The sequence below is a fragment of the Rhodococcus kronopolitis genome, assembly GCF_042654025.1.
GTDB lineage: Bacteria > Actinomycetota > Actinomycetes > Mycobacteriales > Mycobacteriaceae > Rhodococcus_G > Rhodococcus_G kronopolitis.
Map to the genome: position 1 here is coordinate 63,432 of NZ_JBHSFO010000012.1, position 13,470 is coordinate 76,901.

Annotated in this window: 13 protein-coding genes; 8 read left to right on the top strand and 5 right to left on the bottom strand. The window is 70.3% G+C overall.

Annotation, left to right across the window (positions count from 1 at the left end):
* The first annotated feature begins 839 nt into the window (after window positions 1–839).
* The 4 genes from ACFO6S_RS17310 to ACFO6S_RS17325 are packed head-to-tail and all read left to right on the top strand — an operon-like array spanning window position 840 to window position 5,531.
* Window positions 840–2,285 (top strand): WS/DGAT/MGAT family O-acyltransferase, encoded by a 1,446-nt coding sequence (locus ACFO6S_RS17310; protein WP_378419089.1) that lies wholly within the window; start codon window positions 840–842, stop codon window positions 2,283–2,285.
* An 11-nt stretch (window positions 2,286–2,296) separates the two neighbouring features.
* A complete protein-coding gene (locus ACFO6S_RS17315; RefSeq protein ID WP_378419090.1) occupies window positions 2,297–3,226 on the top strand; it encodes a 4-(cytidine 5'-diphospho)-2-C-methyl-D-erythritol kinase in 930 nt (309 codons plus the stop codon).
* The gene (locus ACFO6S_RS17320; protein WP_378419092.1) at window positions 3,226–5,001 is read left to right on the top strand and encodes an ABC-F family ATP-binding cassette domain-containing protein; all 1,776 of its coding nucleotides are present in this window, start codon (window positions 3,226–3,228) and stop codon (window positions 4,999–5,001) included. The genes ACFO6S_RS17315 and ACFO6S_RS17320 overlap by 1 nt, the downstream gene beginning before the upstream one ends.
* 53 nt (window positions 5,002–5,054) lie before the next feature.
* A complete protein-coding gene (locus tag ACFO6S_RS17325; protein ID WP_378419095.1) occupies window positions 5,055–5,531 on the top strand; it encodes a nuclear transport factor 2 family protein in 477 nt (158 codons plus the stop codon).
* 59 nt (window positions 5,532–5,590) lie between these two features.
* On the opposite strand, the gene ACFO6S_RS17330 is transcribed toward ACFO6S_RS17325, so the two are convergent.
* Window positions 5,591–6,055 (bottom strand): hypothetical protein, encoded by a 465-nt coding sequence (locus ACFO6S_RS17330; RefSeq protein WP_378419097.1) that lies wholly within the window; start codon window positions 6,053–6,055, stop codon window positions 5,591–5,593.
* Window positions 6,056–6,199: 144 nt separating this feature from the next.
* On the opposite strand from ACFO6S_RS17330, the gene ACFO6S_RS17335 reads away from it, so the two are divergent.
* The 3 genes from ACFO6S_RS17335 (at window position 6,200) to ACFO6S_RS17345 (ending at window position 9,096) form a co-directional block, all read left to right on the top strand.
* Entirely contained in the window at window positions 6,200–7,198 is a 999-nt protein-coding gene (locus ACFO6S_RS17335; RefSeq protein WP_378419098.1) for an enoyl-CoA hydratase/isomerase family protein, read from the top strand.
* A gap of 27 nt (window positions 7,199–7,225) precedes the next feature.
* Window positions 7,226–8,080 carry an SDR family oxidoreductase gene (locus ACFO6S_RS17340; protein ID WP_378419099.1) on the top strand — a complete coding sequence of 285 codons (855 nt, stop codon included), beginning with the start codon at window positions 7,226–7,228 and terminating at the stop codon, window positions 8,078–8,080.
* Between the two features lie 236 nt (window positions 8,081–8,316).
* The gene (locus ACFO6S_RS17345; RefSeq protein WP_378419100.1) at window positions 8,317–9,096 is read left to right on the top strand and encodes a hypothetical protein; all 780 of its coding nucleotides are present in this window, start codon (window positions 8,317–8,319) and stop codon (window positions 9,094–9,096) included.
* Window positions 9,097–9,123: 27 nt separating this feature from the next.
* On the opposite strand, the gene ACFO6S_RS17350 is transcribed toward ACFO6S_RS17345, so the two are convergent.
* From ACFO6S_RS17350 to ACFO6S_RS17360, 3 genes are read right to left on the bottom strand one after another with little or no spacing between them, the layout of a single operon-like run.
* Window positions 9,124–10,452 (bottom strand): sensor histidine kinase, encoded by a 1,329-nt coding sequence (locus ACFO6S_RS17350; protein WP_378419101.1) that lies wholly within the window; start codon window positions 10,450–10,452, stop codon window positions 9,124–9,126.
* Window positions 10,449–11,150, bottom strand: a complete 702-nt coding sequence (locus ACFO6S_RS17355) for a response regulator transcription factor (RefSeq protein ID WP_378419102.1) — start codon at window positions 11,148–11,150, stop codon at window positions 10,449–10,451. Before ACFO6S_RS17355 ends, ACFO6S_RS17350 begins: the two co-directional genes overlap by 4 nt.
* Window positions 11,151–11,202: 52 nt before the next feature.
* Window positions 11,203–11,721, bottom strand: coding sequence for a hypothetical protein (locus ACFO6S_RS17360; RefSeq protein WP_378419104.1), 519 nt, complete (start codon window positions 11,719–11,721; stop codon window positions 11,203–11,205).
* Window positions 11,722–11,956: 235 nt separating this feature from the next.
* Here ACFO6S_RS17360 and ACFO6S_RS17365 point away from each other — a divergent pair, with 235 nt between their 5' ends.
* Complete coding sequence (locus ACFO6S_RS17365) at window positions 11,957–12,778, top strand: CPBP family intramembrane glutamic endopeptidase (protein WP_378419105.1); 822 nt, start codon at window positions 11,957–11,959, stop codon at window positions 12,776–12,778.
* Window positions 12,779–12,795: 17 nt separating this feature from the next.
* Here the strand turns inward: ACFO6S_RS17365 and pnuC are convergent, their stop codons facing one another.
* A complete protein-coding gene (pnuC, locus tag ACFO6S_RS17370; protein ID WP_378419106.1) occupies window positions 12,796–13,464 on the bottom strand; it encodes a nicotinamide riboside transporter PnuC in 669 nt (222 codons plus the stop codon).
* Window positions 13,465–13,470 lie beyond the last annotated feature (6 nt).

Below are 13,470 nucleotides of genomic sequence, written 5' to 3' on the forward strand. Positions count from 1 at the left end.
GGCGGACGAGGTGTGGGTGCGTCGAGTGGACGCACAGAGAACTCGGTCGTATCCGCGATGGGAATGCGATTGCGACGAATCCTGAGGATCGTTTCGGCCCCCGGCCGGCGTCTCCGCACGGCCCTGCCCGTATGTCAGCATGCATTATTTCCGAGCCGATGTCATGTCATTGTGAGGGTTGGTGAAACCAGTAGTGGCGCAATGGAATTGGTCGCGTCAATTGCCCCGGAAAACCCTCCGAAAAAGCTACTTCCGAGTAGCAATGGGCGTACTCGTCAGTAGCATTTTCGCCGACCGCGCGCCGTGAGGGTCCGAAATGTTGCTGTGACCGAGAGTGTCGATTCAGCGCCCCGCGGCGACCCGTCCGCAGGTCGACGGCGCGCCGTGTCGTCGGGCCCACGAGTCGCCTCGCGAGGTCCGGTCGGGACTGGACATTTGTCCGGATGGGCCCGTCCTGTCCCGCGGCGCGAATCGCCACCGGGTCGGAGTCGTGATCCATCTCACGTTCTCGTCGGGGTGCCGTCGCGAGGGCGACAACCCTCGGCGTGCGGTCTCCGGGCCGGGCCGGGCCGGGCCGTTCCGGGCGATCGGGATCCGGCTCAATGTCCCTGGGCGACAGCGAATGTTGTTCAGGATTTCGCCTGCGATTTCCGTGGGCTTGCTCACATTTGTGTCACATTTGCGTTGTGCGGTCGCCGGGTCGTCCCGTGGCTGAAACGGTGGACGAGTCGCTGCGGACGCCGTCTTTCGGCGCAGTGTGGATCTTTACGTGAAACACCCCGGGGGGCCGGACCACGAGGTCCGGATACGGGTCGACGAAACAACAAATAGGGGCACCTTTGATTCTTCCGATGTCACCGGCCGACTCGATGTTCCTGCTGGGTGAGTCGCGCGAGCATCCGATGCACGTCGGCGGGCTCGCCCTGTTCGACCCGCCGGAGGGCGGCGATGCTCGCGACATGCGAGTGCTGCTCGACTCCGCATTCGCCGGCGGCAAGGTCTCGCCGCTGCTGCGTAAGCGGGCCAGGCGCACGCTGAGCTCGCTGGGTCAGTGGGGCTGGGAGTCCGATGTCGAGGTGGATCTCGGCCATCACATCCGACACAACGCGCTGCCGCAGCCCGGCGGGCTCGGCGAACTCCTCGACCTGGTCTCGCGCCTGCACGCGCACCTGCTCGACCGCAACCGGCCGCTGTGGGAGATGCACCTGATCGAGGGTCTGGCCGACGGGCGCTTCGCCGTCTACATGAAGATCCACCATTCGTTGACCGACGGCGTCTCCGCGATGCGACTGCTGCGCAGCGCGCTGAGCGAGGACGCGGGCCGGCGTGGGATGCCGGCGCTGTGGGAGCCGGTCCTGGGGGAGCGCGCGCCTGCCGCCGTCGAGACGGCCGTCGACGCCGGCGGTGTGAACCTGCTCGAACTGCCCGGCGCGGTGCTGCGCGGGGTCCGCGGCGCAGTGGGGCTGCTGCCCGCGCTCGCCACCACCGTGGACAACGCCTGGAACAACCGTGGTGGTGCGCTCTCGCTCGCAGCCCCGCCGAGCATCCTGAACGCGCCGATCGGCGGGGCCCGGAGGTGCGCGGCCCGGTCGTGGCCGATCGAGCGGCTCCGCCTGGTCGCCAAGGCCGCCGACGCGACAGTCAACGACGTGGTGCTTGCCATGTGCTCGGGCGCCCTGCGCAGCTACATGGACGAGGTCGGCGCGTTGCCGGTCGAGCCCCTCGTGGCTTTGGTGCCGGTCTCCCTGCGCGGTGGCGGTCCTGGCGGCAAGACGGGGAACGAGTTCGGGGTGCTCTCCTGCAACCTCGCGACCGACCTCGAGGATCCGGCGGAGCGGCTCGACTCGGTCCGGACCACGATGAGCGAGGGCAAGGAGGCGATGAGCGCCAGGAGTCAGGGTGAGGTCCTGGCGATGAGTGCGCTCGGCGCCGTCCCGCTGGTGCTCGGCGTGCTGCTCGGTGACCGGGCTCCGATCCGGCCGCCCAACGTGATGATCTCCAACGTGCCCGGTCCCCGTGAGCCGCTGTACTGGAACGGCGCCCGGCTCGCCGCGCTGTACCCGCTGTCGATCGCGATCGACGGGCAGGCCCTGAACATCACCTGCACCAGCACCGACGACGAGATCGCGTTCGGGCTGACCGGCTGCCGGCGCAGCGTGCCGCCGCTGGCGCCCTTGCTCGACTACCTCGACGAGGAGCTCGGCGCCCTCGAGGTGTCCGTCGGCCTGATGGCTCCGGCATCGGCGGCAGGTGAGGCGGTAAGTGAACCGGATTCGGTCCACTAAGCTGGGTAATCGTGCTGTCCGTTGTTCCGCGCCCGGTGGTCGTCCGGGCACCGTCGAAGGTGAACCTCCACCTCGGCGTCGGTGACCTGCGCGACGACGGATTCCACGAACTGACCTCCGTCTTCCAGGCGCTCTCGCTCAGCGACGACGTTCGCGTCGCCGACGCCGACTCGCTGTCCGTCGAGATCAACGGCGAGGACGCCCGGGTGGTCCCGACGGACCGTCGCAACCTGGTGTGGCAGGCGGCGGAGTTGCTGGCCGAGCGGGCCGGACGGCGCGCCGACGTCGCGATCAGCATCGACAAGGGGATCCCGGTCGCAGGCGGGATGGCGGGCGGCAGCGCGGATGCCGCCGCCACCCTGGTCGCGCTCGATGCCCTCTGGCAGCTCGGCCTCGACCGTGCCGAGCTGGCCGAGCTCGGCGCCGTGCTCGGCAGCGACGTGCCGTTCTCCCTGCACGGGGCCACCGCGCTCGGCACCGGCCGCGGGGAGCAGCTGCTTCCGGTGTTGTCCCGCAACACCTTTCACTGGGTTCTCGCGCTCGCGAAGGGCGGGCTGAGCACGCCGACGGTGTTCCGGGAGCTGGACCGGCTGCGGGCCGAGGGCAACCCGCCGCGCCTCGGCGGCGCCGAGGCGCTCATGCACGCACTCGCCTCGGGTGACGCCGCCACCCTGGCGCCGCTGCTCGGCAACGACCTGCAGCCGGCGGCGCTCTCGCTCGCGCCGGGTCTGCGCCGCACCCTGCGGGCGGGCACCACCGCGGGCGCCCTGGCCGGAATCGTTTCCGGGTCCGGGCCCACCTGCGCATTCCTCTGCGCCGACGCCGAGGCCGCGGTCGCGGTCGGCGCCGAACTTGCTGGCGCCGGTGTGTGCCGGACCGTGCGGATCGCGCACGGACCGGTGCCCGGCGCCCGCGTCATTACCCACGAGACGGAGCACTGATGGCAAACCTGATCAACCTGGAGCAGGTGTCGAAGTCGTTCGGCATCGCACCGCTGCTCGAATCCGTCTCGCTCGGCGTGCAGGAGGGCGAGCGGATCGGCGTCGTCGGTCTGAACGGCGGCGGCAAGACCACCATGCTCGAGGTGCTGGCCGGCATCGAGCCGCCGGACACCGGCCGGGTCAGCCGGGTCGGCGGCCTGCGAATGGCCGTCGTCACCCAGCGTGGCGTGCTGCCCGCGGGCTCGACCGTCGCGGACGTGGTACTGGCGCCGCTCGGGATGGCCGAGCACGAGTGGGCAGGCAACTCCCGGATCCGCGCGATCCTGGCCGGCATCGGGATCGACGCCGTCGGCCTCGACCGCGGCGTGGAGGGTCTCTCCGGTGGCGAGCGCCGCCGGGTGGCGTTGGCGGCCGCGCTGGTCCAGGACCTGGACCTGCTGGTCCTCGACGAGCCCACCAACCACCTCGACGTCGAGGGCGTGCAGTGGCTGGCCGAGCACCTGGTGTCACGGCGCAGCGCGCTGGTCGTCGTCACCCACGACCGCTGGTTCCTCGACACCGTCGCCAACCGCACCTGGGAGGTGCAGGGCGGCCGGGTCGAGGCCTACGAGGGCGGCTACAACGACTGGATCTTCGCCCGCGCGGAGCGCACCAGGCAGGCCGACGCCTCCGAGGAGCGCCGCCGGAACCTGGCGCGCAAGGAACTCGCGTGGCTGCGCCGTGGTGCCCCGGCGCGCACCTCCAAGCCCAAGTACCGGATCGAGGCCGCCGAGGCGCTGATCGCCGACGTGCCGCCACCCCGCGACAACGTGGCGCTGGCCTCGTTCGCGCAGCGTCGGCTCGGCAAGGTCGTCATCGAACTCGAGGACGCGCGTCTCGAGACCCCCGACGGCCGGGTGCTGGTCGACGACCTGACCTGGCGACTGGCGCCGGGCGAGCGGATCGGTCTGGTCGGGGTCAACGGGTCGGGCAAGACGACCCTGCTGCGCACCCTGGCCGGCGAGCTCGCGCCCGCGACCGGCCGCCGCATCGAGGGGCAGACCGTCAAGATCGGCTGGCTGCGCCAGGAACTCGACGACCTGCCCGTCAAGATGCGGGTGCTCGAGGCCGTCAAGGACGTCGCCGAGCGGATCACCTTGGGGGACAAGGAAGTATCTGCCGGCCAGCTGGCCGAGCGGCTCGGCTTCACACCGGCCCGCCAGCGGACCCCGGTCGGCGACCTCTCCGGCGGCGAGCGTCGTCGTCTGCAACTGACGCGGGTGCTCATGAGTGAGCCGAACGTGCTGCTGCTCGACGAGCCGACCAACGACCTGGACATCGACACCCTGCAGCAGCTCGAGGACATCCTCGACGGCTGGGCCGGGACCATGGTGGTGATCAGCCACGACCGCTACCTGATCGAGCGGCTGTGCGACAGCACCTGGGCGCTGTTCGGCGACGGCAAGCTGACCAACCTGCCGGGCGGCATCGAGGAGTACCTGCGTCGCCGCGCGGCGGTGGCCGCGCTCGCCGGCCCCGGCCCCGCGCCGGAGGTGGCGCCGAAGGGTGCTCCGAAGGGCGGCGCCGACGACCGCGCCGCGCGCAAGGAACTGAGCAAGCTCGAGCGGCAGGTGGCCAAGCTCGACGACCGCGAACGGGCACTGCACACGGCGCTGGCCGAGGCCTCCACCGACCAGCAGAAGCTGCTCGACCTCGACGCCGAGTTGCGTCAGGTGGTGGCGGAGAAGGGTTCCGTGGAGGAGCGGTGGATGGAGCTGGCGGCCGAACTCGAGTAACTGCGACGCCGATTCGCGCGGTAGGGATCTCGCCGGTGGCCTAGCCTTGGTAGATGGACCTGGAGGCTCTCGCGCTGATCAGCAGGCTGAAGTACCGGTACCTGCGTGCCCTGGACACCAAGGACTGGGTTCTGTTCCGGACGACGCTGATCCCCGAGGCCACCGCCACCTACGGCGAGCAGTTGCGCTTCGAGGACCGGGACGCGCTGGTCTCGTTCATGGAGATCACCCTCGGCCCGCACATGCTCACCGAGTACCGGTGCGGGCAGCCGGAGATCGACGTGGACGGTGACACCGCCACCGGGATCTGGTCGCTGTCCGACACCGTGATCATTCCCGAGGACGACATGATGGTGCGCGGCACGGCCTTCTACCACGACAGCTACGTGCGGAACGCCGCCGGCGAGTGGCTCATCTCGCACACCGGGTACGAGCGGACCTTCGAGACCGTGGTCTCTCTCGCGGACCTGCCGAGCTTCCACCTGACCTCCAACAGGTGGGCGCTGATTGCCAACCCGCCTGCGCCCTGAACGCCGCGAGACCTGACGAAGGCCCCACCTCGACCGAGGTGGGGCCTTCGTCGTGCCTGCTACTGTCCCAGGCCCCCGGCGAGCCTCGTCATGCGCTCGCCCGCGGCCTGCGTCTCCTGCACGATGGCCACCCGCTCCTCGGGGTCGACCCCGGATGCGTTCCACCGCAGCGCCATGTCGTGCAGCCGGGCGGCGAGGTCCTTGAGGGTGCCGCGCGCCTCGTCGAGGGTGCGGTCCTCGCTGCCGACCGCGGTCATCTCGAGGAAGTACCGGGAGGCGAGCAGCACCTCGCCGGGAGCGGTGTCGATGTCGCCGGCGGTGGGGTTCGGGTTGGCCTGCAGGATCGGGGCGAACATCGGCAGCATCTGCGCGAGCTGGAACGCCGAGAGCTGTCGTCCGCCGGCGCGGCTCGGCGCCTCGGAGTCGACGGTGGCGAGGTCGGCGAGGGTGCCCTCGTAGTTGTCGAGTTCGGTCTGCAGGTCGGTGAAGTTCTGGGCCCACTTGAGCAGTTCGGTGTCGGACATGATGACCTTTCGAGGAGCGGACGGAATGCGATCGCCGGTCCACCAGCGTATCGGCGCGCGTCGAGGGCGGTCCCGCCAGTGCACCGTGCGCCGACCTGGCAGGGTGGGTGGAACGAGTGCACGTGCGGCGAAGGGCAGTGGCGAATGAGCTTCATCAGGACCAGCGTCTCGGGTGGCGTCGGGGAGATCGTGTTGGACCGACCGAAGGCGCTCAATGCGCTGGACGCCGGCATGATCCGCGACATCTACGAGCCGCTGCTGCGGTGGCGTGACGACCCGGCGGTCGAGACGGTGCTGGTGACCAGCGGCTCCGAACGGGCCTTCTGCGCAGGCGGGGACATCAAGGCGATCCGCGAGGCGGCGCTGCTCGGCCGGGTCGGGATCGTGCAGGACTTCTTCGCCACCGAGTACCGGCTCAACCAGCTGATCGGCGAGTACCCCAAGCCCTACGTCGCGCTGATCGACGGCGCCGCGATGGGCGGCGGCCTGGGCATCTCGGTGCACGGCAGCGTCCGGGTGGTCACCGAGAAGGCGGTGCTGGCCATGCCGGAGACCGCCATCGGCTTCTACCCGGACGTGGGTGCCAGCTACTTCCTGCCCCGGCTGACCGGCGCGTCGGGCATGTACCTGGGCCTGACCGGGGCCCGGGTGTCGGCCGGTGACGCGATCGCGTTCGGGCTGGCCACCCACTACGTGCCGAGCGCGAACCTGGCCGCGCTGGCGGACGCGATCCGCGGCGGCGCGCTCGACGCGGCGCTGGAGAAGTTCGCCGAACCCGCGCCCGCGGCCCCGCTCGCCGCGCAGCAGGCGCGGATCGACGAGGTATTCGGCTCCGGCTCGCCGGTGGACATGCTCGCGCGCCTGACCGGGGACGACGCCTGGACCGTCGAGACGCGTGCGGCGATGACGTCGCACTCGCCGACCAGCCTGTTCGTCACCGCGGAACTCATCCGCCGGGGTGCGACCGACGTGCTGCAGCACTGCCTGGGCCGCGAGCTGGCCCTGACCGGTCCGGTGACCGGCGGCGGCGACTTCGCCGAGGGCGTGCGCGCGGTACTGGTGGACAAGGACCGCAACCCGGCCTGGTCGCCGGCGACGCTCGCCGAGGTGGACGCCGCCGGGATCGCCGCAATGGTCAGCTGACCGAGCCAATCACCGGAAGGAACACGAGTGATCACCGAGATGTTGGCCCGCGCGGCCCTGAGTCCGCTGCCCTCGGCCCGCGCGTGGGCGTCCAAGCTGATGCCGACGCGCGAGCATCCGATCGCGGGGACCACGATCCTGCTCACCGGGGCGTCGTCCGGCGTGGGGGCGGCGGCGGCGCACCTGCTCGCCGCCCGGGGTGCGCGGCTGCTGCTCGTCGCGCGCGGGGCGGAGGCCCTCGAGGCGGTACGGGACGAGGTCCGGCGCTCGGGTGGGACGGCGGAGGCGATGCCCTGCGACCTGACCGACCCGGACGCCGTCGCGGAGCTGGCGGCCACGGTGGCGGCAGACATCGGCCCGGTCGACGTGCTGGTCAACAACGCCGGCCGGTCCATCCGCCGCACCGTCGAGGAGACGACCGGCCGCTTCCACGACTACGAACGGACCATGGCGCTCAACTACTTCGGGCCGGTGCGGCTGACGCTGGCACTGCTGCCGTCGATGCTCGAGCGGGGGAGCGGACACGTGGTGAACGTCGCGACGTGGGGCGTCCCGGGGCGGGTGATGCCGAAGTTTGCGGCCTACCACGCGTCGAAGTCCGCGATCAGCTCCTTCGGCCGCGACCTGGGCGCGGAGGTGGCCGGACGCGGAGTCGCGGTCTCGACCGTGCACTTCCCGCTGATCCGCACCCCGATGATCGCGCCGACCAAGGACTACGACGCGATGCCTGCGCTCACCCCGCGGCAGGCGGCGTCCTGGCTGGCGGACGCCATCGCGACCCGTCCGGTCGAGGTGATGCCCGCCTACGCGGAGCTGCTGCGCGTGCTCGACACCCTCTCGCCGAGCCTGACCGACACCCTGGTGCGCCGCGCGGGTATCTGACCCCGGCACGTCGTCGCGGGCGAATGGTGGAAATCCGGCTGGCCTGGTGAAAGTTGTTCGTTTCGAATGACTCTCGCATTCTCAGCGATGCACGGGGCTCCGCGGCTCGATCGTCGCCGACCGTTTTGTCGTGTTACGTTCACATTCGTAGGCGCCTACCGCACGAATCCACAACGACGAACGCAACCTCAGGGGAGACCCGGTGGTCTCGCTTGTGCGAAGACGATGGAGGACGCATGGCGAAACGGAACACTCGGATCGGTGGGGCGGTGGCCGCGATCGCGGCGGCCGCGATCGTAGCGACGGCGCCCCCGGCGGCGGCGCAATCGGCAGACATGGGCAGCGGTGGCAGCAACGACGGCAGCAGCTGGGACGGGGGGTCGACGGGCGGCTCGTTCTGCGGAACGACTCCCGTGTTCCCCATCCTGTCCTGGGGCTGGCTACCGCTCGACGGCAGGGCGCCGAAGTTCGTACCGAATCCCGACACGCCGGGAGGGACCGGATCGGGTGCTCTCGACTTCGGAGTCGCCTCGACCTCGGAGACGGTCAGCTACTACCACCCGACCCGCACCGCGCTGGTGCAGGCGGGCGGGCTGGCCTTCAGCGCGTACCTCGAGGAGGGGAACGTGGCGCCCTCGTACCAATTGAAGGTGCTCGGCGCGGAGCGCACGGACACCGGAGACGGTGCCGCGGTGGGCTTCACGTCACTGGTGTGGGAACCGCACTACAACGGTGGAAATCCCCCCGCCGACACGTGGCAGACCTTCACCGCGCTCGAGGAAGGCCAGTGGTGGAGTACGCGCGACATCGCGGGGGCGACCGGGCGTCAGCGGGTCTCGCTCGAGGCCATCAAGGCCGCGAACCCCAACGCCCGGATCACCTCGTACGGACTCCAGGTGGGTTCGGGGGCCTCGGCGAGCACTCAGTTCGCGGACAATGTCACCTTCGGCTGCACCAACTGGGATTTCGAGGTTCTGCCCTCGCTGAGTTCCGGTTCCGCCAGCAGCGGGAGCTGATTTCACGGTCGGGTGTGGGATCGATGTTCACGTCGGATCCCACACCCGGTCGGTGGGCGGAATGCGCAGAGTCAGCCGGGTGCCGCCGAGCGGACCTTCGGACAGTTCGGCGGTGCCGCCGTGCAGCGCGGCCTGTTGCGCGATCAGCGCCAGGCCGAGCCCCGAGCCCTCGGCATGCGCGGTCGACCCCCGGGCGAATCTTGTGAAGAGCGAGGACCGTTCGTGCTCGGGTATGCCGGTGCCGTCGTCGTCCACCGTGACGACGGCGCCGTGGGCGCCGTTCTCGGCGAGCGTGATTCGTACCCGGTCCGCGTTGCCGTGACGGACCGCGTTGGTGATCGCGTTGTCGAGCACCAGCCGCAGCCCGGACGGGATGCCGCGGACGACGACCGCGTCCGGCCCGCACAGTTCGATGTCGAGGTCGGGTAGCCGGCGGGCGGATTCCTGGACACAGCGGTCGGCGAGCTCGATGAGGTCGACGTCCTCGTGGTCGGCGGCGTCGGAGAGCTCGCCGACGGCCAGCCGCTCGAGGTCCGCGAGCGTCGCCTCGACCTCCTTCTGGGTGACGAGCAGGTCGTGCACCACCTCGGCGCGCTGTTCCTCGGACAGCGGCATGGTGGCGAGCACCTCGAGGTCGGTCCGCATCGAGGTGAGCGGGGTGCGCAACTCGTGCGCGGACACCGCCGCGAAGTCCCGGGCCGATCCGAGCGCGTCCTGGGTCCGGTTGCGGGCCTGCTGTATTCGGCCGAGCATGTGGGTGATCGCCTCGGAGAGCTCCTCCGCCTCGCGGGCGCCGCGTACGTTCGGCAGCATCGCGGCAGGGTCGTCGCCGACCGTGTGCGTGGCCGCAGCGAGCCGCTGCAGGGGCCGCACGGCCCGGCCTGCCAGCAGCCAGCCGAGTCCCGCCGCCACCGCGATCGCCACCACAGCCGCGGCCGCGACCTGCCACTGTTGTTGCCGGATCGCCACGGTCAGCGCGTCCTCCGGAACGGTGACGGCGAGGTAGGTGCCCGCCGCCCCGCTGACCTGGACGTCGCGGGCGCGGACCGGCGTCCCGGCGACGGATTCGGTGCGTACCGAACCGGGGTCGAGTACATAGGGGTCCGACATCGGTACGGGGAATGCCGGGTCGGCGATCGGTAGGTCCGGGATCACCATGGGTTCCGCAGCGATCGTCAACTCCGCGGGCACGCTCAGTGCCACGGAGTCGAGCGTGCGGTCCAGCTGGGCGGATCCGTTGGCCCGCAGGAACACGACGAACGCGATGCCCACGGCACAGATGACGATGGCGGCCGCCAGCGCCGACACCAGCGCAACGCGGGTACGCAGGGACAGCGATCGGCGCCGGCCGCTCACGGCTCGTCCCGCAACACGAACCCGACGCCCCGTACGGTGTGCAGCACCCGTGGCTTCCCCGTCGCTTCCAGTTTCCGGCGAATGTAGGTGACGAAGACGTCCACGACGTTGGTGTCCGCGTCGAAGTCGTACCCCCACACCAGCCGCATCAGCTGTGTCCGGCTGAGCACGATCCCCGCGTTCTCGGCGAGCACACCGAGCAGGTCGAACTCGCGTTTGGTCAGGTCGACGCGGTGTCCGCCGACGTGGGCACGGCGCCCGGGGAGGTCCACCTCCAGGGCGCCAACGCTCACGACGCCAGCCGGGGTCGGTGTGCGGGGTGCCCGGCGCAGCAGTGCGCGCAGGCGCGCCACCAGCTCGCCCAGCTCGAAGGGCTTGGTCAGGTAGTCGTCGGCGCCCGCCTCCAGCCCCGCGATCCGGTCGCCAACCGAGCTGCGCGCGCTGAGCACGCAGATCGGCACCTCGTTGCCCATCGCCCGCAGCGCGGTGACCACCCCGACGCCGTCGAGACCCGGCATGTTCACGTCCAGGACGAGCGCGTCGGGACCGGTGGCGACGACCGCGCGCAACGCGGAGGCTCCGTCGTGCGCGGTCTCGATCTCGAAACCGGACAGACGGAGCCCCCGGGTGAGGGACGAGAGGACCTTCGAGTCGTCGTCGACGATCAGGATGCGGGCGCTGTCATTCACTCGCTCCATAGTGCCCGGAGTGAGGATGTCGGCAGTTCGAGCGCCCGCGGATCTCACCGGGTCAGCAGGCGGGCAGTGCGAGCGTGACGGCGGCGCCCGGGCCGGTCAGCGCGTCCACGCCCCGCGCGATCAGGTCCGCGACGGTCTGGCCCTGGCCGACGAGCTCGGCCAGGCGGATGACCGTTGCCGACGCGTCGTCCACGGCTACGGCTGCAGTCGAGGGAACCGCGGTGTCCATGTCGATCGCATCCAGGACGACGGTCGCCGACGGGTCGCCCGCGGCGTCGACGAGCATCGCGGGCTCGGTGGTGTCGATGACGAGCTCTCCCTTCGCGATCAGTGCGTCGACCTCCTCCGGGGTGAGGACGCGGGCGGCGGCGCACCCGGCAGCGGTGGGCTCGGCCTGCGTGGCGGGGACGGTCGGCGTGGCGGGGACGGACACGACGACCGGCGCGGTGCTGGGGATGGCGTCGTTGGCCCAGGCCACTCCCGGCACGGCGAGCGCCGCGACCGCACTGAAGCCGACGGCGGCAACGGCAGCTCGCCTGCGGGTGGAGTTGTTGACGATGGTCTTGCGCACGGGTGATCTCCTCGCTCGGGGTCGCGGCCCTGGTGGCCGCGACATCCACGAACCTATGAGCGGAAAACTCGGCGGTGGTTAGCCAACTCTTAGGAGTTGGTGAGGGATCCTGCGTGCAGTCGAGCCGAGGAACGCTCGAACACTCGATGCGGGCCGAAGAGTGGGCGTCGAACAACGCCCGCGACACCGAGTGTCAATCTCACGAGTGGGTCAATTGTCTGCATACTCTTGCGCGGTGACTACACCGAAGCACGAGGCGCCGCCGTCGGGAATCACCGGCCGCCGGCTCTCCTACCTGGCCTTCGCCGTGATCGTCGTCGCCTACCTGGCGATCATCAAGATCAGTGGAACGTTGATCGCCGGCTGGGCCGACGAGGACGACACCCTGACCACCCGCGGGGTGGTCTTCACGATGCTGATCCCGCTTGGGCTCTCGGTGATCTTCACCTACGCGGTCATCGCGGCGCTCGGTTGGTGGCGGCCGGTGATGAAGGACGACCGACCGGTCAGCCGATGGGTCTGGGTCGTGCCCGCGATCCTCCTCGGCGCGATCCTGCTGGGCATCAACTACAGCGCGCTGTCGGAGAAGGGCTGGCTGTTCATCGTGTGCCTGCTCATCGCGACGCAGTTCGTCGGCTGGGGCGAGGAGGGCATGTTCCGCGGTATCGGCGTCACGGTGCTGCGCCAGCACGGCCTCCGCGAGGGGCAGGTCGCCCTGTGGTCCAGCCTCATCTTCGGTGTGGTGCACCTGTCGAACGTCTTCACCGGCGGCGGCAGCGGCGCGATCGCCCAGGCGGTCATCGTCAGCCTCGCGGGATACTTCTTCTACCTCACGCGCCGCGTCTCGGGCAGCAACGCGCTCAACTCCGTCATGCACGGACTCTTCGACTTCTCGCTACTCACCGGGACGGTCATCCTGCTGGACCAGCAGGCGTACGTGGGTACTTTCGCGCCGCTGCTGGCCTACCCGATTCTCGCGATCATTCTTCTCGTCAGGCGGCGGAGCATCGAGCCGGCCGACCGTGCCGGCGAGAACACGGTCGCGTCCCACGCCTAGCTGACGGCCGTCCCGCCTCACAAGCCGGAAGCCGGGGCGTCCTCGCCGACGGCCCGCCGCTGGATCCGCAGCCACACCGCGAACCCCCACAGCACGAACCCGGCGTACACCAGGTACAGCACGGCCGACGGGTAGAAGCCCGCCTGCAGCAGCAGCGGCACCCCGACCACGTCGACGCCGATCCAGATCAGCCAGAACTCGGTCCAGCCCCGGGCCATGCCGTAGGTGGCCAGCACCGATCCCGTGAATATCCACGCCTCCGCCCACCGGCCGTAGGAGCCGAGCAGTCCGAAGACCTGGGCGAAGACCACGGTGCCCACGATCATGGTCGCCGCCATGACGATTCGTTGCCGGGTGGTCGCCCAGTGCGGCAGCACCGCCGCGCCGGAGTCGTGCCGGGACTGCAGCCACCGGGTCCAGCCGTAGACGCTGACGGTGATGAACAACAGCTGGCGGCCGGCCTGCCCGTACAGGTTCAACTCCTGCGGGGTGTGGAACAGCGCACCCATGAACACGGTGAACAGCAACGCATTTCCGGCGATGCCGACCGGCCAGGCCCACACCACCCGCTTCATCCCACCGACGGCGGAGGCGATGCCGAAGGTGTTGCCGACCACCTCACGCCAGAGGATGGTGGCGCCGCCGAGGTGGATCTCCGCGTCGAAGAGGGTGAGCAGGGGGTTCACAGCACA